Source organism: Comamonas badia DSM 17552, assembly GCF_000484635.1.
In the GTDB taxonomy this organism is placed as follows: Bacteria; Pseudomonadota; Gammaproteobacteria; order Burkholderiales; family Burkholderiaceae_C; genus Comamonas_C; species Comamonas_C badia.
In genome coordinates this window covers 1-16961 of sequence record NZ_AXVM01000016.1, presented here as the reverse complement: position 1 = coordinate 16961, position 16961 = coordinate 1, and the positions used below count along the sequence as shown (strand labels likewise).

General features: G+C 66.3%; 17 protein-coding genes, 2 tRNA genes and 1 pseudogene. 5 read left to right on the top strand and 15 right to left on the bottom strand.

Annotated elements, in window-relative coordinates:
• The 3 genes from K320_RS0117600 to K320_RS0117590 all read left to right on the top strand — a co-directional run.
• On the top strand, window positions 1–462 hold a 462-nt coding region (locus K320_RS0117600; protein ID WP_024540106.1), incomplete at its 5' end, for an acyl-CoA dehydrogenase family protein.
• A 5-nt stretch (window positions 463–467) separates the two neighbouring features.
• Complete coding sequence (locus tag K320_RS0117595; RefSeq protein ID WP_024540105.1) at window positions 468–887, top strand: acyl-CoA thioesterase; 420 nt, start codon at window positions 468–470, stop codon at window positions 885–887.
• A gap of 21 nt (window positions 888–908) precedes the next feature.
• Window positions 909–1841 carry a DMT family transporter gene (locus K320_RS0117590; RefSeq protein ID WP_024540104.1) on the top strand — a complete coding sequence of 311 codons (933 nt, stop codon included), beginning with the start codon at window positions 909–911 and terminating at the stop codon, window positions 1839–1841.
• 9 nt (window positions 1842–1850) lie between these two features.
• Here K320_RS0117590 and K320_RS0117585 read toward each other — a convergent pair whose 3' ends face one another.
• The 7 genes and pseudogenes from K320_RS0117585 to K320_RS0117555 form a co-directional block, all read right to left on the bottom strand.
• Window positions 1851–2645: an ABC transporter ATP-binding protein gene (locus K320_RS0117585; protein WP_024540103.1), complete on the bottom strand. Its 795-nt coding sequence runs from the start codon at window positions 2643–2645 to the stop codon at window positions 1851–1853.
• Between the two features lie 16 nt (window positions 2646–2661).
• Window positions 2662–3569: pseudogene (locus K320_RS18265) on the bottom strand (ABC transporter permease).
• A gap of 89 nt (window positions 3570–3658) precedes the next feature.
• The gene (locus K320_RS0117575; RefSeq protein WP_029696299.1) at window positions 3659–4624 is read right to left on the bottom strand and encodes an ABC transporter substrate-binding protein; all 966 of its coding nucleotides are present in this window, start codon (window positions 4622–4624) and stop codon (window positions 3659–3661) included.
• Window positions 4625–4779: 155 nt separating this feature from the next.
• On the bottom strand, window positions 4780–6474 hold the full coding sequence (locus tag K320_RS0117570; protein WP_024540101.1) for an electron transfer flavoprotein-ubiquinone oxidoreductase: 1695 nt from the start codon (window positions 6472–6474) through the stop codon (window positions 4780–4782).
• Between the two features lie 122 nt (window positions 6475–6596).
• Window positions 6597–6672 (bottom strand) — tRNA-Asn (locus tag K320_RS0117565).
• Window positions 6673–6715: 43 nt separating this feature from the next.
• Window positions 6716–6791 (bottom strand) — tRNA-Asn (locus K320_RS0117560).
• Window positions 6792–6848: 57 nt separating this feature from the next.
• On the bottom strand, window positions 6849–7250 hold the full coding sequence (locus K320_RS0117555; RefSeq protein ID WP_024540100.1) for a YbaN family protein: 402 nt from the start codon (window positions 7248–7250) through the stop codon (window positions 6849–6851).
• Window positions 7251–7297: 47 nt separating this feature from the next.
• On the opposite strand from K320_RS0117555, the gene def reads away from it, so the two are divergent.
• The gene (def, locus tag K320_RS0117550; protein ID WP_024540099.1) at window positions 7298–7837 is read left to right on the top strand and encodes a peptide deformylase; all 540 of its coding nucleotides are present in this window, start codon (window positions 7298–7300) and stop codon (window positions 7835–7837) included.
• Here the strand turns inward: def and K320_RS0117545 are convergent.
• The 4 genes from K320_RS0117545 to moaA are packed head-to-tail and all read right to left on the bottom strand — an operon-like array spanning window position 7789 to window position 11214.
• Complete coding sequence (locus K320_RS0117545) at window positions 7789–8160, bottom strand: thioredoxin family protein (protein ID WP_024540098.1); 372 nt, start codon at window positions 8158–8160, stop codon at window positions 7789–7791. The genes def and K320_RS0117545 overlap by 49 nt on opposite strands.
• Before the next feature lies 1 nt (window position 8161).
• Complete coding sequence (moeA, locus tag K320_RS0117540) at window positions 8162–9496, bottom strand: molybdopterin molybdotransferase MoeA (protein ID WP_024540097.1); 1335 nt, start codon at window positions 9494–9496, stop codon at window positions 8162–8164.
• Window positions 9493–10110, bottom strand: coding sequence for a molybdenum cofactor guanylyltransferase MobA (gene mobA, locus K320_RS0117535; RefSeq protein ID WP_024540096.1), 618 nt, complete (start codon window positions 10108–10110; stop codon window positions 9493–9495). The genes moeA and mobA overlap by 4 nt, the downstream gene beginning before the upstream one ends.
• A 6-nt stretch (window positions 10111–10116) precedes the next feature.
• The gene (gene moaA, locus K320_RS0117530) at window positions 10117–11214 is read right to left on the bottom strand and encodes a GTP 3',8-cyclase MoaA (RefSeq protein ID WP_245593920.1); all 1098 of its coding nucleotides are present in this window, start codon (window positions 11212–11214) and stop codon (window positions 10117–10119) included.
• A 254-nt stretch (window positions 11215–11468) separates the two neighbouring features.
• On the opposite strand from moaA, the gene K320_RS0117525 reads away from it, so the two are divergent.
• A complete protein-coding gene (locus K320_RS0117525; protein WP_024540094.1) occupies window positions 11469–12368 on the top strand; it encodes a DMT family transporter in 900 nt (299 codons plus the stop codon).
• On the opposite strand, the gene lon is transcribed toward K320_RS0117525, so the two are convergent.
• The 4 genes from lon to K320_RS0117505 form a co-directional block, all read right to left on the bottom strand.
• Window positions 12346–14778 (bottom strand): endopeptidase La, encoded by a 2433-nt coding sequence (lon, locus tag K320_RS0117520; RefSeq protein WP_024540093.1) that lies wholly within the window; start codon window positions 14776–14778, stop codon window positions 12346–12348. The two genes, K320_RS0117525 and lon, sit on opposite strands and share 23 nt — an antisense overlap.
• Window positions 14775–15173: an Hsp20/alpha crystallin family protein gene (locus K320_RS0117515; RefSeq protein ID WP_024540092.1), complete on the bottom strand. Its 399-nt coding sequence runs from the start codon at window positions 15171–15173 to the stop codon at window positions 14775–14777. The genes lon and K320_RS0117515 overlap by 4 nt, the downstream gene beginning before the upstream one ends.
• Window positions 15174–15234: 61 nt before the next feature.
• Window positions 15235–15735 carry an SRPBCC family protein gene (locus tag K320_RS0117510; RefSeq protein ID WP_024540091.1) on the bottom strand — a complete coding sequence of 167 codons (501 nt, stop codon included), beginning with the start codon at window positions 15733–15735 and terminating at the stop codon, window positions 15235–15237.
• Between the two features lie 144 nt (window positions 15736–15879).
• Window positions 15880–16851, bottom strand: coding sequence for an IS481 family transposase (locus K320_RS0117505; RefSeq protein WP_024540090.1), 972 nt, complete (start codon window positions 16849–16851; stop codon window positions 15880–15882).
• Between the last annotated feature and the right edge of the window lie 110 nt (window positions 16852–16961).

The window sequence follows — 16961 nt, the reverse complement described above, 5'->3', positions numbered from 1 at the left end:
GGCCTCAAGGGCCCGTTCACCTGCCTCAACAGCGCGCGCTTCGGCATCGCCTGGGGCGCGCTGGGCGCGGCCGAAGACTGCTACGCCCGCGCGCGCCAGTACGTCATCGACCGCAAGCAGTTCGGCAAGCCGCTGGCGGCCAACCAGCTGATCCAGAAAAAGCTGGCCGACATGCTGACCGAAATCAGCCTGGGCCTGCAGGGCTGCCTGCGCCTGGGAAGGATGAAGGACGAAGGCAGCCCGGCGGTGGAGCTGACCTCCATCATCAAGCGCAACAGCTGCGGCAAGTCACTGGACATTGCCCGTCTGGCGCGCGACATGATGGGCGGCAACGGCATCAGCGATGAGTTTGGCGTGGCGCGCCACCTGGTGAACCTGGAGGTGGTGAACACCTACGAGGGCACGCATGACATCCATGCGCTGATCCTGGGCCGAGCCATCACCGGCATCGCCGCGTTCTGAGCGCGATGACCGAGGCCGCGCACCCAGGCCGGTTCGAGCGGGTCTACCCGATCCGCTTCTCGCACTGTGATCCGGCGGGCATCGTGTTCTTCCCGCAGTATCTGGTGCTGTTCAATCACCTGCTGGAAGACTGGTTCACCCACGGGCTGGGCATCGCCTACGACCAGTTCATCGGCCAGCGGCGGATCGGCACGCCCACCGTGCGGCTGGAGTGCGACTTTCGCGCCATCAGCCGCATGGGCGAGGAGGTGACATTCGCGCTCTGGCCCGAGAAGGTGGGCACGCGCTCGCTCACGCTGGCGATAGAAGCCAGCTGCAAGGGCGAGCTGCGCGTGGGTGCCCGGCAGGTGCTGGTGTTCACCAATCTGGATACGCACAAGGCGGTGGAAATACCGCAGGATGTGCGGACGAAGCTGCCGGGGTGACGCATCGCCTCTGATGCTGTCATGGCGAACGCAACGCGCCAGCGCCTGGGCTTCTGGCTCGGCGTGCTGGGGATGCTGCTGTTCTCGGTGACGGTGCCCGCCACGCGGCTGGCCACCGGCACCGATGCCGATCCGCAGCTCTCGCCCTGGTTCGCCACGGCGGGCCGGGCGGCGATCGCTGGTCTGCTCTCCGTGCTTTTCCTGCTCTTCACGCGCTCGCCCTGGCCGGCGCGGCATCTGTGGCGGCCGCTGCTGCTGGCGGTGCTGGGCAATGTGCTGCTCTGGCCGCTGCTGGCAGCGATCGCCCTGCGCAGCGTCACGGCGGTGCATGCCGCGGTGATCGTGGCGGTCATTCCGCTGGCGACGGCGGTGTTCGCCGCGCTCGTATTGCATGAGCGCGAGCGCATGGGCTTCTGGATCTGCGCCGTGCTGGGCGCGGCCTTGGTGATCGTGTTTGCGCTGATTCGCAACGAAGGGGTTGGGGGCTTCGGCTTTGCCTGGGCCGATGTGCTGCTGGTCGTGGCGGTGCTGGCGTCGGCCTTTGGCTATGTCTACGGCGCGCAGGTGACGGCCGAGCTGGGCGCCGAGCGCGTGATCTGCTGGATGTGCGCGCTGGCGCTGCCGGTGTCGCTGCCGCTGATGCTCTGGCTGTGGCCGGATGCGGCCACGGCAGCGCAGGTGCGCTGGCCCAGCTGGGCGGGCCTGGCCTACATCGGGGCGGTGTCGATGTGGTCCGGCTTCTTCGCCTGGTTTCGCGGGCTGGAATGGGGTGGGACGCTGCGCGTCAGCCAGGTGCTGCTGCTGCAGCCTTTCTTTGCGATGGTGTTTGCCGTGCCGCTCCTGGGCGAGCACATCGACGCACTGTCGCTGGCGTTTGCCTTGGCCGTCGTGGCGGCGGTCTTTGTCGGCAGAAAGCTTTCCGGTGCGGCGCAAGGCGCGCCGCGACCGGAGTAGGCCAGGGTATCAGCCCAGCAGCAGCGCGTCGTCGGCGAGTTCTTCGCCGCGCACCTTGGCAAACATCTTGAGCAGGTCGGGTACGTCAAGGCGCGCGCGCTCCTCGCCCGAGACGTCCAGCACCACCTGGCCCTGGTGCAGCATCACGGTGCGCTCGCCCACGTCCAGCGCCTGGCGCATGGAGTGCGTGACCATCATGGTCGTGAGCTTGCCTTCCGCAACGATGCGCTGCGTGAGCTTGAGCACGAAATCCGCGGTGCGCGGATCGAGCGCGGCGGTGTGCTCGTCGAGCAGCAGGATGCGCGAGGGCTGCAGCGACGCCATCAACAGGCTCACGGCCTGGCGCTGACCGCCGGAGAGCAGGCCGATGCGGTCGGTCAGGCGGTTTTCCAGCCCCAGCCCCAGCGTGGCGAGCTTTTCGCGGAACATGTCGCGTTCGGAGGCCTTGACGGCGCCACGCAGGCCGCGGCGTGTGCCGCGCTGCTGGGCCAGCGCCATGTTCTCCTCGATGGTCAGGTCTTCGCAGGTGCCGGCCATCGGGTCCTGGAAGACGCGCGCCACGAGCTGCGCGCGGTTCCACACGGGCTCGTCGGTGACATCCAGGCCATCGATGAAAATCTTGCCGGTATCCACGCCCAGGCCGCCCGAAATGGCGTTGAGAAACGTGGATTTGCCGGCGCCGTTGGAGCCGATGACGGTGACGAACTGGCCGGCTGGAATTTCCAGCGTCATGCCGCGCAGCGCTTTGGTTTCGATCGGCGTGCCGGCGTTGAAGGTGATGTGAAGGTCTTGTGCGTTGAGCATGGTGGTCTCCTGGCTCTTACATGCTCTTGGGGGCGTCCGGCAAGCGCTTGTGCTTGAGCATGCGCTTGAGGTTGGGGACCACCAGCGCCAATGTCACCAGCACGGCCGTGACCAGGTTCAGATCCTGCGCCTTCAGACCGATGAAATCGCTGTTGAGCGCGATGGCGATGAAGAAGCGGTAGACGATGGCACCCAGAATCGCGGCCAGCGTGGCGTAGATCAGGCGGCGCGAAGGCAGGATGGCTTCGCCCACGATGACGGCTGCCAGGCCGATGACGATGGTGCCTATGCCCATGGAAATATCGGCGCCGCCCTGGGTTTGTGCAAACAGCGCACCCGCCAGGCCCACCAGCGCGTTGGAGACGGCCATGCCCAGCAGCACCATGGCGCCGGTGTTGATGCCCTGCGCGCGCGCCATGCGGGTATTGGAGCCGGTGGCGCGGATCGCCAGGCCCCGCTCGGTGGAAAAAACCAGTCAATGGCAATTTTGATGATGACGACGATGACGAGCAGAATCAGGGGGCGTGCCCAGTAGTCTTCCAGCCCCTTGGGCTGCAGCAGCGTGAACATCGTCGGGTCATTGATGAGCGGCACGTTGGGGCCGCCCATGACGCGCAGGTTCACCGAGAACAGTGCGATCATCATCAGGATGCTGGCGAGCAGGTCCATGATTTTCAGGCGGACATTGAGCCAGCCGGTGATATAGCCCGCGCAGGCACCGGCCAGGGTGGCCCCGATGGTGGCGATGTAGGGATTGAAGCCGCTGTGGATCATGATGGCGCAGACTGCGCCGCCCAGCGGGAAGCTGCCATCGACCGTCAGGTCGGGAAAGTGCAGCAGACGAAAGGAGATATAGACGCCGAGTGCGACGAGCGCGAAGATCAATCCGATCTCGACCGCCCCCAGAAACGAAAACAGAGACATGGTTTGGCTCACATACGAAAAAGGCAGAAACCGTGGATTGCACGGTTCCTGCCGGGTTGGGGAGTTGACTCAGAGGCTGGTGGCCAGTGTCACTTCACGACCGTGGTGGCCGACTTGATGAAATCTTCGGAGAGCTTCACGCCTTGCTTTTCGGCGGCGCCCGGGTTCACGAACAGTTCCAGCTTGGTGCTGACTTCGGGCTTGATGTCGCCGGGCTTTTCGCCCTTGAGGATGCGCGCCACCATGCGGCCGGTCTGCTCGCCGAGGTCGCGGTAGTTCACGCCCAGCGAGGCGATGGCGCCGCGCTTGACGCTGTCCGCATCGGCGGCGATCAGCGGGATCTTGGCTTCCTGGGCGACTTTCACCAGCGATTCGTAGGCCGACACCACGTTGTTGTCCGTGCTGTTGTAGATCGCGTCCACCTTGCCCACCAAGCTGCGGCCGGCGCTGCTGACATCCACCGAGCGCGGCGCGGAAGCCTCGACCAGCGTGATGCCCAGCTTGGGCAGCAGTTCCTTGAGCTCCTTGACGACGACCACCGAGTTGGCCTCGCCCGGGTTGTAGACGATGCCCAGACGCTTGACGTTGGGGACGATCTTCTTGACGAGCTCCATCTGCTTGTCCATGGCCAGCAGGTCGGAGACGCCGGTCACGTTGGTATGGGAAGGCTCCCAGCTCGGGACCAGCTTGGCGGCGACCGGGTCGGTCACGGCGGAGAACACCACCGGCACGTTCTTGGTGGCGGCCACCACGGCCTGCGCGGAGGGAGTCGCGATCGCGATGATGACATCCGGATTGTCGCCAATGAACTTGCGGGCGATCTGCGCGGCCGTGCCGGTATTGCCCTGGGCGCTCTGGTATTCCCACTTGAGGTTCTTGCCTTCCTCGAAGCCGGCGGCCTTCAGGGCGTCCTTGGCGCCGTCGCGCACGGCATCCAGCGCGGGGTGTTCGACGATGGCGGTGACGGCAACGGATTTCGTCTGGGCGCTGGCCGGTGCGATGGCGGCAAACGCGAGCGTCAATGCACCCAGGGTCATCCAGGGCAATTTCTTCATGGGTATCTCCTAGTAGGGAAATGAGGTGAGAGTTGGTCAGCGCCGCAGCCGTTCTTGCGCAGGCGCCGTGGGCGCGAGTTTACGGCAGCAAGGCAAAAAAAACGCCCCTGAATGGGGCGTTCAAGGGAATACCCCTAGACGATTTTTGCTCGCTTTTACATAGCGGAATAATTGGGTCCGCCGCCGCCTTCCGGCGTCACCCAGACGATGTTCTGGGTGGGATCCTTGATGTCGCAGGTCTTGCAGTGCACGCAGTTCTGCGCGTTGATCTGCAGGCGCTGGCCGCCGGCGCCGTCGTCGACGAATTCGTACACGCCGGCCGGGCAGTAGCGCGCTTCCGGTCCGGCGAATTTGGCCAGGTTGACGTTCACCGGCACGCCGGCGTCCTTGAGCGTCAGGTGCGCCGGCTGGTTCTCCTCGTGGTTGGTGTTGCTGATGAAGACGCTGGAGAGCCGGTCAAAGGTCAGCTTGCCGTCGGGCTTGGGGTAGTCTATGGGCTGGCATTCACTGGCAGGTTTCAGGTAGGCGTAGTCCGGTTTGTCGCGGTGCAATGTCCAGGGCATGTTGCCACGCAGCACGAACTGCTCGAAACCGTTCATTACGGTGCCCACGCCGAGACCCCACTTGAACCAGTTCTTGAAGTTCCGGTCTTTCTGCAATTCGGTGTTGAGCCAGCTGTTTTCGAACGCCAGCGGATAGGCGGCGAGCTCGTCGTGCTGGCGCCCGGCGATGATGGCCTCGTACGCCGCATCCGCAGCCAGCATGCCGGTCTTGATCGCCGAGTGGCTGCCCTTGATGCGGCTGACGTTCAAAAAGCCTGCATCGCAGCCGATCAGCGCGCCGCCGGGAAAGACCACCTTGGGCAATGAATTGATGCCGCTGGCGTTGATCGCGCGTGCGCCGTAGGACAGGCGCTTGCCGGTCACTTCACCCTTGGCGTTTTCCAGATACCAGCGCACGTTCGGGTGGGTTTTCCAGCGCTGGAATTCCTCGAACGGGCTCAGGAAGGGGTTGGTGTAGCCCAGGCCGGTGACGAAGCCCAGCGCCACGCGGTTGCCGTCCAGGTGGTAGATGAAGCCGCCGCCGTAGGTGCTGTTGTCCATCGGCCAGCCGGCGGTGTGGATGACCAGGCCGGGCTGGTGGCGCGCCGGGTCGATCTCCCAGAGCTCTTTCACGCCCAGGCCCCAGGATTGCGGATCGCGCCCCTCGTCGAGCTTGTAGCGCGCGATCACCTGCTTGCCCAGATGCCCGCGTGCGCCTTCGGCGAAGACGGTGTATTTGCCCAGCAGCTCCATGCCGAGCTGGAAATTCTCGGTGGGCTTGCCATCCTTGCCCACGCCCATGTTGCCGGTGGCCACGCCCTTGACGGCGCCTTTGTCGTCGTAGAGCACCTCGGCGGCAGCAAAGCCCGGGAAGATTTCCACGCCCAGGGCCTCGGCCTGCTCGGCCATCCACTTGGTGACCTCGCCTAGGCTCACGATGTAGTTGCCGTGGTTGTTGGCAAATGGCGGCAGGAAGAGGTTGGGAATGCGAAACGACCCACCTTCGCCGCCGAGAAAGACGTAGCCGTCGTCCGTCACCGGCTGGCGCAGCGGCGCGCCCTTGGCCTTCCAGTCGGGCATGAGCTCGGTGATCGCGCGTGGATCGACGATCGCGCCCGAGAGGATGTGCGCGCTGGGTTCCGAGCCTTTCTCCAGCACGACGACGGAAATTTCCTTCTCGTGCGCGGCCGCCTGCTGCTTGAGTCGGATGGCGGTGGCGAGGCCGCCCGGGCCGGCGCCGACGATCACCACGTCGTATTCCATGGACTCGCGGGGGCCGTAGGTGCTCAGGATTTCTTCGTTGGTCATGGGGTCTCGCTGATCGGGTCGGCGCGTGGGCGCTACACGTAACCGCGCATTGTAAATGCCGGTATCTGGCACGCGCGCCATTGCGCGGGGTGCCGGTGTGGGCATGAGCAGGGAATGGGGGGTGGCTCCTCGACCTGGGCTCGAACCAGGGACCTGCGGATTAACAGTCCGTCGCTCTACCGACTGAGCTATCGAGGAAAAGGGAGGTGGCTGGGACGGCTGAAGCGGGCCAGCGGAAAGGTGGCTCCTCGACCTGGGCTCGAACCAGGGACCTGCGGATTAACAGTCCGTCGCTCTACCGACTGAGCTATCGAGGAACAAGCCCGCGATTCTAACGGCAAAAACCATGGATGGCCCGGCAGGCTGGTGAAATTTCAGCCGGGCGGCTCGGGCCGCAGCCACAGCCAGATGAGTACGCAGGCCATGCTGGCATAGCTCGCCACGCGTGCCCAGGCGGGGACCTGAACGAGTGCCAGAAACAGCACGGATACGCCCATCACCAGGGTGGCGCTCCATTTGGCCTTGCGGCTCACGAAGCCGCCGGCGGCCCAGTTCTGCAGCATGGTGCCAAACAGCCGGTGGCGCCACAACCAGGCGTGCAGGCGCGGAGAGGAACGCGCCGCCGCCCAGGCTGCCATGAGGATGAAGACCGTGGTGGGCAGGCCAGGCACGAAGATGCCGATGATGCCGGTGGCCAGGCTCAGGACGGCGAAGGCCAGCAGCAGCCAGCGCACGATGGTGGGCGGCGCGGGCGGCAGGGGCGGCGGATCGGGCAGCTTGGTCACGCCGGCGATTGTGCCCACGCGCTATGCTGGCAGCCACCATGACCGTACACACCATCCTGAAAATGGGCGATCCGCGGCTGCTGCGCATGGCCGAGCCGGTGGCCGCATTCGATACCGAGGCCTTGCATGGCCTGGTCTACGACTTGATAGACACCATGCGCGCCGCCAATGGCGCGGGCCTGGCCGCGCCGCAGATCGGCGTCAACCTGCAGCTGGTGGTGTTCGGCAGCAACGAACGCAACCCGCGCTATCCGGACCGCCCGCTGGTGCCGCGCACCGTGCTGGTGAACCCGGTGGTCACGCCTTTGGGCGATGCCATGGAGGAGGACTGGGAGGGCTGCCTCTCGGTGCCCGGCCTGCGCGGCAGGGTGCCGCGCTACCAGCGCATCCGCTACGCCGGCCTTGATCCGTTTGGCGACCCCATCGCGCGCGAGGTGGAGGGCTTTCATGCGCGCGTGGTGCAGCACGAGTGCGATCACCTGATCGGCATGCTCTACCCCATGCGCATGCGCGACCTGCGGCTGCTGGGCTACACCGAGGTGCTGTTTCCCGGCTTGCCGGCCGAAGACGACGACTGATCTTCAATGAGCGTCAGCGCCTCCTCAATGGCGGCGCCATCGTGCGGGCGCACCTGCCGGGCGACTTCAGCGCCATCCTTCAGAAAGACCAGCGTGGGCCAGAGCTTGACGCCGAAGCTGCGCCCCAGGCGCTTGCCGGGCCCGTCTTCCACCTTGAGGTGCAGCACGCCCGGGTGCGTTGCCAAGGCGGCGGCTATCAGCGGCTGAGCCCGGGCGCAGTGGCCGCACCAGGGCGTGCCGAACTCCAGCAGCACCGGCCCCTGCGAATGATCGATGGCGGCGCGCTCCGGGGCGGTTTCAAGGTGGGTGGCGCTGTAGGGCATGTCAGAAGGCTCCGTCAAACATCATCACGTTCACCATTTCGCCGGGCTGCACGTTGCCGCGCTCGTGTTCCAGCACGATCAGGCCATTGGCGCGCACCATGGAGCTGAGCACCCCCGCACCCTGCGGCCCGGTGCTGCGCACCTGCAGCACGCCATCGGCGCTTTCGCTCACGATGCCACGCTGGTATTCGGTGCGTCCGGGCGCCTTGCGCAGTGCCTCTGTGGTGCAGGCGCGCAGCAGGGGCGCCGCGCTGTGCCTGCAGCCCATCATCTGGCGCAGGGCGGGGCGCACGAAGGCGATGAAGGCCACCATGGCGGCCACCGGGTTGCCGGGCAGGGCAAACAGAATGCTATCTTGATTATAGCATTCCGCACTTGCTGGCTGTGTGCAAGAGGCATTTTTCTCATTGAATTCCGCATGAAAAACGCCGACCGCCATGGGCCTGCCGGGGCGCATGGCGATCTGCCAGAACGCCATCTCGCCCAGCGCCTGCAGCAGGGTGCGCGTGTGGTCGGCGTCGCCCATGCCGGCGCCGCCGCTGGTGATGACGGCATCCGTCTCGTGGGCGCCGCGCAGAAAGGCGGCGCGCAGCAGCGCCGGATCGTCCGGCACGCAGCCCAGGTCCAGCACTCGCACTCCCAGGCGTGTGAGCAGGGCGTGCAGCGTGTAGCGGTTGCTGTCGTGGATGGCGCCTTCGCGCGGCGCTTCGCCGGGACGCAGGATTTCGCTGCCGGTGGAGAGCAGCGCCACGCGCAGCGACCGCCAGACCGGCACCTGTTGCAGCCCAAGACTGGCCAGCAGGCCAATGGCTGCGGGCGTTAGCAGCTCTCCTTTTGCAAGCGCCACGCTGCCGCGCGCAATGTCTTCGCCATGCAGGCGGCGGTTGGCGCCGAGGTGCAATGCATCGGCGGCGATGCGGATGCGGCCGCCATCGCCCGGCAGCACCAGTTCGCGCGGCACCACGGTATCCGTGCCGGAAGGCATCACGGCGCCGGTCATGGTCTTCACGCACTGGCCCGGCTGCACGCTGCCCTGCCAGGGGCGGCCTGCCAGCGCGCTGCCTGCCAGGGGCCGCAGCTGCAGGCTCTGGCTGGCATGCAGTTGATCGCCCGCGAAGGCATAGCCGTCCATCGCGGCGTTGTCGTGCCCGGGCACGTCGATGGGCGACACCACGTCTTCGGCCAGTACCTGGCCATGTGCGTCGAGCAAGGGCAGCGCGTGCGCCTGCCGCACGGGGGTGATGAGGCGCTGCAGAAAGGCGCTGACCGCGTCCACGTGCAGATCCTCCGGCGCATAGCCGGGAATCTGGGCGGCGATTTCGGCAATCCGGCTCATGGGATGGCGGCCTGCAGCGCCTGCAGCTCCTGCGGGGTGTTGATGTTGGCAAAGGCCTGCGGGCTGTCGCCTGCGCGGTCGAAGCGAGCAGTGGCGCAGCCCTGCTGCTCGGCCCAGGGGCGGATCTTGCGTCCGCCGTTGCGCAGGTACTCGCGCAGGCTGGGCGCCGTGCTTTGGTGCAGCAGGCAGAACACCGGCTGCGGGCGCAGCACGCCGGTTTCGTCGGGCGCACGGGCAAAGGCGATGGGGGATTGCGCATGCGTTGCCGCCTCGGCCAGGCGCAGCGCCAGGTCCGCGGGGAAGAAGGGGGCATCGCAAGGGACGGTCAGCAGCCAGGCGGTTACGCTGTGCGCGAGGCCCGCGAGCATGCCTGCCAGCGGCCCGGCGTAGTCGGCGCCGGCATCGCTCCAGATGGGCACGCCCCAGGCGGCGTAGGTTGGCAGATGGCGGTTGGCGCTGATGGCGACGCCGCCCACTTGCGGGCGCAGGCGGTCCAGCGCATGCCGCGCCAGTGGCTGGCCATGCCAGGACTCCAGCCCTTTGTCGGCCCCGTCCATGCGCGTGCCGCGCCCGCCTGCAAGCACCAGGCCGGTGATTTCGTGCGGCGCGATCATGGAGCCTCAGCCACCGATGTAGCTCATCTCGATGCGCTTGCCGCCATCGGGCGCATTGTCTTTCTTGGGCAGGCTGGCGCGCAGCTCGGAATAGCGGTCGTTCCTGCCATGCCAGATATCGGCGATGGCCTGCGAGAGCTGCGCGTCCGTCGCGCCGCCGCGCATCAGGCCGCGCAGATCCCAGCCGCTGGTGGAGAACAGGCAGGTGAAGAGCTGGCCTTCGGTGGAGAGGCGGATGCGGTTGCAGCTGCCGCAGAAGGCCTTGGTCACGCTGCTGATGAAGCCGACCTCGCCCAGTTTCGGGTCCAACTGGCCGTCGGCGCCCGCGTAGCCCCAGCGCTCGGCCGTCTCGCCGGGCGCGGTGGCCTGCAACGGCACCAGCGGGAACTCCGACTGGATGCGCGCGAGCACCTCCTTGGAAGGCACCACCTCCTGCATGCGCCAGTGGTTGGTCGAGCCCACGTCCATGAATTCGATGAAGCGCAGCGTGATGCCGCTGCCGCGAAAGTGCCGCGCCATCGGCAGGATTTCCTGATCATTCACGCCGCGCTTGACCACCATGTTGACCTTGACACGTTCAAACCCAGCGTCGCGCGCGGCGTCGATCGCCGCCAGCACGTCCGCCACCGGGAAATCCACGTCGTTCATCGCGCGAAACACCGCGTCATCCATGCTGTCCAGGCTCACCGTCACGCGCGCCAGGCCCGCGGCCTTGAGCGCCCTGGCCTTGCGTGCGAGCACCGAGCCGTTGGTCGTCAGCGTCACTTCGGGCGGCTGGCCTTCGGTGGTGCGCAGTTCCGTCAGCATGGCGATCAGCTTGTCGATGTCCTTGCGCAGCAGCGGCTCGCCCCCGGTCAGGCGCAGCTTGTGCACGCCATGCGCCAGGAACAGGCCCGAGAGGCGCGTGATCTCCTCGAACGACAGCAGGCTGCCGTGCGGCAGGAAGTTGTAGTCCTTGCCGAAGATTTCCTTGGGCATGCAATAGGTACAGCGGAAATTGCAGCGGTCGGTGACGCTGATGCGCAGATCGCGCAGCGGGCGCCCGCGCAGGTCTTTCAGGATGCCCGTGGGGGCCTCAAGACTGCCCTCATGGGCGGGCGGCATCTGGCCGATGCGGCGGGAGTCAACGATCGTCGCGCGCTTGTTCGTGGTCATGGCAAGGATTGTGCCGTCCTCGCGCGGCATCCGTTCGTCCGGGGGATTGGCCTGTGCGCCGGTGGTGGCATTGTGCCAAGCGCCGGCGGCGGCGCCATGCGCGGGCGCGGTGGTTTAATGCGTCGGCTGCAGGCGCTGCTGTTTTTCATTATTGATAGCTGCTGGCGATTACTGCATAAGCGCAAACACCGATTTTTGCTTGAATGTCTTCCTCCACCCGCGCGCGCCTTGCGCTGGCGCTCATCGCCATCGTGCCCGTGTTCTGGGCGACCAACTACCTGATTGCCCGCAGTGCCCCGGGGGTGATTGCGCCCAATACCCTCGCGGGTTTGCGCTGGACCTTTGCCGGCGGTGCGTTCTGCCTGCTGGCCTGGCGCGAAATACGCGCGCACTGCCGCGCCATCCTGGCCGACTGGCGCCACATGCTGGTGCTGGGTACCTTGGGCATGTGGATCTGCGGCAGCTGGGTCTATATCGCCGGCCAGAGCACCAGCGCCACCAACCTGGCGCTGATCTACGCGCTTTCGCCGGTGATGATCGTGCTCGTCTCGCGCCTGTGGCTCAAGGAGCCGTTCAGCCGCCCGCAGGCGCTGGGCGTGCTGCTTTCGCTGGCCGGGGTGGTGCATGTGGTCATCAAGGGCCAGTGGGCGCAGCTCGCGCGGGTAGAGTGGGTGGCGGGCGATCTTTGGGTATTGGCGGCGACGCTGTCGTGGACTTTTTTCACCATTTTGCTCAAGCGCTGGGGCACGCCGCTGACCGACCCTGCGCGCCTGGGCGTGATCAGCTTCTTCGGCGTGCTGGTGATCCTGCCGTTTGCCGTGTGGGAGGCCGCCACCGGCCCCCTGCCCGCGTTCTCCGCACAGGGCGTGGCCCTGGCGCTGGTGGCAGCGGCGCTGCCCGGTTTTGCCGCCTACCTGGGCTATGCCTTCATGCTGCGCGAGCTGGGCGCCGCCCGGGTGGGCGTGACGCTGTACCTGGGCCCGCCCTATGCCGCGGTGCTGGCCTGGCTGGTGCTGGGCGAGCCCATCCGCGCCTACCACGCGGTGGGACTGCTGCTGATCCTGCCGGGGGTCTGGCTGGTCAATCGGGCGCAGGCGCGCTGACAGCAGGCTCCAGCGCCGTGGCAATCGCCTGGTCCACGCTTTCGAGCCAGACGAATTCCAGCTTCTCGCGCACCTCGGCGGGGATGTCGTCGTAATCGCGCCGGTTGCGCGCGGGCAGCATCACGCGGGTGATGCCGGCTGCCGCTGCGGCGATGATTTTTTCCTTGATGCCGCCCACCGGCAGCACCAGGCCGCGCAGGCTGATTTCGCCGGTCATGGCGGTATTGCTGTTGACGCCGCGGTCCGTGAGCAGGGAGACCAGCGCGGTGAACATCGCCACGCCCGCGCTGGGCCCGTCCTTGGGCGTGGCGCCGGCGGGCACGTGCACGTGGATGTCCTGCTCGGACAGCTTCTTCGGGGCTATGCCGAGTTCCCCGGCGCGGTGCTTGACCAGCGAGAGCGCCGCCTGCACGCTTTCGCGCATCACGTCGCCGAGCTGGCCGGTGAGGGTCAGGCCGCCCTTGCCGGGGTAGCTGGTGGCTTCGATGAAGAGGATGTCGCCGCCCACCGGCGTCCAGGCCAGGCCGGTGGCGACGCCCGGCGTGCCGGTGCGCATGGCCACGTCGTTCTCGAAGCGCGGCTGGCCCAGGATTTCCGTCAGGTCGCCCTCGGCAATATCCATGCGGGATTGCGAGCCATCGGCGATGCGCACCGCCACATGGCGCAGCACGCGGCCGATCTCGCGGCGCAGGTTGCGCACGCCCGCTTCGCGCGTGTAGCTGCGGATGATGGCGTGCAGCGCGTCGTCGCCGATCGTGGCCTGCGTCTCGGTGATGCCGTTGGATTCGAGCTCGCGGCGCACCAGGTAGCGGCGCGCGATCTCGAACTTTTCGTTTTCGGTGTAGCTTGCGAGTTCGATGATTTCCATGCGGTCGCGCAGCGGCCCGGGGATGGTGTCGAGCATGTTGGCGGTGGTGATGAAGACCACGCGCGAGAGGTCGAACGGCACGCCCAGGTAGTTGTCGCGGAAAGCCCCGTTCTGTTCCGGGTCCAGCACTTCGAGCATGGCGGCCGATGGGTCGCCCTGCACGCCGGCGCCCATCTTGTCGATCTCGTCGAGCATCATCACGCAGTCGCGCGCCTTGGCCTTGCGGATGGCCTGGACGATGTTGCCCGGCATGGCGCCGATGTAGGTGCGCCGGTGGCCGCGGATCTCGGCCTCGTCGTGCACGCCGCCCAGGCTCACGTGCGCAAAGGGCCGGTCCATGGCGCGCGCGATCGATTGGCCGAGCGAGGTCTTGCCCACGCCCGGCGGCCCGACGAAGCACAGGATGGGCGACTTGCCATGCGGTGCGAGCTTGCGCACCGCGAGGAATTCGATGATGCGCTGCTTGATCTTGGCCAGGCCATAGTGGTCTTCGTCGAGCACCTTGCGCGCGGCGGCGATGTCGATGGCGCGCGGCTCGGGCTCGGCCCAGGGCAGGGCAATGAGCCAGTCGAGGTAGGTGCGCACCATGCCGGCCTCGGTCGCCTCGGACGGCATGCGCTGGTAGCGGCGCAGTTCCTTGCGCGCCAGCTCGTCGGCCTCGGGCGGCAGTTTGGCTTCATCGATGGCCTTGGCGAGCTCGGCCACTTCCTGCGATTTGCCGTCGTCCTCGGTCTCGCCCAGTTCCTTCTTGATGGCCGCCATCTGCTCGCGCAGGATGGCTTCCTTTTGGCGCTCGTCGAAGGTGGCCTTGGTGCGCTGGCCGATCTCCTGGGACAGGCGCATGACCTCGATGCGCTTGGCCAGCAGCGTGGAGACCTTGTCGATGCGCTCGGCGACGTCGACGGTCTCCAGCAGGCTCTGCCGGTCGGCGCGTTCCAACTCCATATAGGCCGCGACCAGATCCGCCAGCGCCCCGGCGCCCGCGGTGTTCTGCACCGCGGCCACCAGCGGCGGCGGCACGTTGGGCAGCAGCTGCAGGGCTTCGAGCGCCTGCTGGCGCAGGTGCAGCACGCGCGCCTCGATGACGGTGCCCTGCGCCTCGGGTTCTTCGATGCGCTCGGCGCGCACCGTGAGCATGGGCTGTTCGCTCAGGAATTCCTTTGCTCTGAAGCGCTGCACGCCCTGCACCACCACATGGTGGCCGCCGTCGGGCAGGGTGACGTAGCGCAGGATGTTGGCCACGGTGCCGGTGGTGTAGAGATCGGCCGCCCCGGGCTCCTGGTTTTCCGTGTCCTTCTGCATCAGGATGCCGATGGGACGTTCGGCGCGCAAGGCCTGTTCAGCCGCCGCCACCGAAGATTCACGCCCCACGAGGATGGGAGACACCGTGCCCGGGAACAGCACCGTGTCGGGCATGGCGACGATCAGCAGCGCATCGTCGGGCAGATCCGCCGCGGGTGCGGTGGATGAGGAAGCGGCAGAAGCGGGTACCGGCGCGGCGCTGGCCGCCTCGCGGGCTTCGGTGTGCGGGTTGTCGCTCATGGCATCTTGTGCAGGCAGATCACCAGGCACCCTCGCTCGTTGCTCACGTCCACCGCGCCGTAGTGGCCGGGTGGCAGCGGAATGTGGCGCTCGAAGCGCCCCTGCGGCAGCTCCAGCCGGTGGATGGTGGCGGTGCGCAGCGCCGGCGGCAGCGTGCGCCGGCCTGAGACGACGAGCGCCGCGTCAACGATGACGGCCTTCACGTCGTGCGCCTCCACCCCCGGCAGCGCGACGTAGATCAGCACCTCGTGCGCCGTCTCCAGCATATCCACCGGCGGCTCCCAGCTGCTGGCGTGCCGGGGCTGGAACATCTGGCGGTGCAGGCGCTCGGCCCGGTCCAGCGCCGCCAGCGCGTCGGACCACATCCAGTCGGGCAAATCTTCTCGGCGTTTCATGTGCGTGCCTCTTGTCTGCTTTGATTGTGCGCCGCAGCCGTGCGGGCTGCAGGAAACCGGTTCAACCGCCGAGCATCGCCTTGTAGCCGGTGCGCGCCTTCATGTAGGTTTCAAACGGGAATTTGATCGGCACGCCTTCAAGCGCCGCCGCCAGCATTTCCAGATGCCCTTCAAAGCCCGCGCAGGCCTTGGCGGCATCTTCGCCGGCCGGCACGCCCACGGTGAGCGCCAGATGCGTGCCGCTCGCGGTGGGCGTCAGCGCCCAGCGCAGCGGGCGCTGTGGCTCGTTGCCGCTGCTCCAGGAATATTCGATCAGCGCGCCTGCGGCAAACGCGGTGACTTCGCTGTCGATCACGATGCCGCTGTCGACGAAATCGATGCGCACCTTGCCGCCCAGGCGCTGCTCTATCGTGCCGGCGCTGAGCCACTGCGCCATCAGCGCGGGTTCGGTCAGCATGCTCCAGACCTTGGCCGGCGGGTGATCGAAATCGCGCGTGATGCGCCCCTGGTGGCCGCTGTCTTGTGGGGTGATGGTGCCCAGTTGCAATGCGTCGTCGCTCATGGTGGTGTTCCTTGTGGTGGATGAATGGCTGTGGCCGATGCTAGCGCCGCTGCAATGCCCGCAGGGGCTTTATTCCATTTCTAAATCATCCGTGTCGTTGTTGCTTCGCCTTGTCGTGCTACAGCACTGTCTGCGGCTTCGCGCCTAGATGTCACATCCCGGACGATCATATGGTCGTCTATGGAACAACTGAGGATGGGATTTGTACCACTGTTTCATCGTCTGCATCGGGGTCTGGCTCTTGAGGGCTGACTGAGGCAATTGCTGGTTATACAGATGCACGTAGCGCAGCAGCGTAGCGTCCAGGTCTTCCTGGTTGATGAACCTGTGCGTTCTGAGCACGTCGGCAATGCGCCCGTTGAAGCGCTCCACCATCCCGTTGGTTCTGGGCGTTCTGGGCTGGGTGAGGCGATGCTCAATTGCCAGCTCCTTGCACAGCAGGTCAAACTCGTGATTACCGCTGGGCTGCTTTTCCCGGCTGGCAAAGAGCCTGTCGGTGAACTCCTTGCCGTTGTCGGTGAGGATCTTGCTGATTCTGATCGGGCAAGCCTTGGCAAGCGCATTGAGGAAGCTGCGCGCACTGGCTGCGCTCTTGTTCGTCTTGATGGCCACGAACACCCAACGCGTAGCGCGGTCAATGGCCACAAACAGATAGCGGCGCTTGCTCTCACCGGGCATCTGCGGCAGATACTTCACATCGATGTGCACGTACCCTGGCTCGTAGGCCTTGAAGGTCTTGCCGGGCTCCTTGGGAGCGGGCGGCAACAACGCTCGCAGATTGCCCACGCCATGGCGACGAAGGCAGCGATCGAGCCCCGAGCGAGAGGCCTCGGGGCACAGGAATTCACGCGTGACAGCGAGCAAGTCATCCAGGGGCAGCAGCAGCGTCTTGCGCAGTTCAACCACGATCGCTTCCTGTGCTGGCGTGAGCGTCGTCTGAAGGTGGTGCGCCGTGTGCGAGCGGTCGGTGAAGACCTCACGCTTTTTCCACTTGTAGACACACAACGGGCTGACGCCGTAGCGGGCAGCAAGCACGTGGGCAGGTTCACTGCTGGCGGCGATCTCGGCACGCACCGCAGGCGTGGTGCGTGCGTTCTTGTGCAAGGCGATGATCATGGAGCACTCCCGGATGCAGATTGCAATGACGCTATCAGTTCAGCCATCGTCGCTCGCGCGATGAAGAGCGGGTAGCGTTTATTGTTTATCCAATCATCCGGGATGTGACA